Raw genomic sequence first — 1,490 nt, 5'->3', positions numbered from 1 at the left:
CAATGCCGCGTAGTTAGGGTGCTGGGCTGCTGGTCGACCCTAGGGTGATCGTGATGGTTGCTTTGTGGTTGGTTCGGTCGATGGTGCCTTTGGCTCGGTGTTTGGAGATGGCGCGTTTCACCACGCGGGGGCTGGTCCTGATCCGGCGTTCGGGCAGAGGGTCGGTCAGGATGGCCCGGCCGATGACGCCGATGAGGTCGATGACGGTGTCGGCGATGACGCCCGCGGCTTGGATGACTTGGTCGCGGGCGGTGGCCAGGGCGATGGTGAAGCTGGCGCGGTCCGGGGCGATGTCCGGGTCGTGGTCGGTGGCGCTCGTCATGGCCAGCCGTAGCGCTTGGTAGGTGGTGAGCAGGGCGTAGACCTCCTGTTCGATGCCGGTGGGGGTGCGTGCGCGTAGGACTCGGCCTTCGAGGGTGGTGGACTTCATCTCCAAGAACGCGGTCTCGATCTCCCACCGCTGGTGGTAGAGGGTGATCAGGTCCAGGGCGGTGAACTGGTGGCCGGTCAGGGTGGTGATCAGCCGGTATTGGCCGGTGTGGTGGAGTTTGCCGGCGGTGTGCACGGTGATCTCGGCGTCGATGACACGCACGACGACGCTGCCGAGTAGGGCGAGCTGTGATCCGTCGCGGTAGCGGCCGATGGTCGGGAACTTACGGTTGGTTTTGCAGCGGATGAGCAGGTCCGCGCCGGTGTTGTGGATCTGTTCGACCAGGTCGCAGACGGCGAAGTTGCGGTCGGCCAACAGCAGCATGCCCGATCGCAGGCAGCGGAACAGGGTGGGTGCGTAGCGGATCTCCGCGGTGCCGATCGGGCCGAAGACCGCGTCGAGGACGGTGCGGGATCCGCAGGCCACGATCGCGACCAGGCGTAGCAGCGGATAGCCGGAGCCGCCGTGGGATCCGGTCTGCCGGCCGTAGGTGGTCAGGTTCGCGGGGCTGTCGGGGACCGACAGGGTGGTGCCGTCGATCGCGCAGAGCAGCAGGCCCCGCCATCGCTGGGCCCCGGCGGCCGGCCCGGCGAGCAGAGCGAACAGGGCGGCCAGGGGCTTGACGCCGATCCGGCGGCGGGCCTGGGCGAGGGCTGATGAGGTCGGGGTGGCAGGGTTCAGGACGGTAATGCTGCTGGTCAGCCTCGCCCAGACCTGCTGGTAGCCGGACTCGGTGAACAGTCCGGCGGCCAGCAACAGATAGACCACGACCCGGGAGGGCAGGTCCCGGATCCGGGCCTGGACCGTGCCGGTCGTCGCGAGGATGTCGTCGACCATCTCGAACGGCACGATCTGCGTCAACTCGCCCAGATGGCCAGGCGCGAACCGGCCCGCGGCTACCTTGATCGTACGGTGGATGACAGAATGCTCGGGCAGCGGAACTCCCAGCTCGAAGGGTGTCTTGTGAGGACAACCCCTCTATAGCGGGAGTTCCGCTGTTCTGCATGTATCGACACACCCGCTTGACGCTCCACCACCACCGCTAACTACGCGGCATTGG

Annotated in this window: 1 protein-coding gene; it reads right to left on the bottom strand. The window is 67.0% G+C overall.

What is annotated here, in order from left to right:
• Positions 1-13: 13 nt before the first annotated feature.
• Positions 14-1,336: an IS4 family transposase gene (locus tag IEY73_RS32610; RefSeq protein WP_268240513.1), complete on the bottom strand. Its 1,323-nt coding sequence runs from the start codon at positions 1,334-1,336 to the stop codon at positions 14-16.
• Positions 1,337-1,490 lie beyond the last annotated feature (154 nt).

Source organism: Mangrovihabitans endophyticus (genome assembly GCF_014646155.1).
Classification (GTDB): Bacteria; Actinomycetota; Actinomycetes; order Mycobacteriales; family Micromonosporaceae; genus Actinoplanes; species Actinoplanes endophyticus.
Note: the sequence above shows the minus strand (reverse complement) of the source record. Positions and strands in the feature narration are given on the sequence as shown.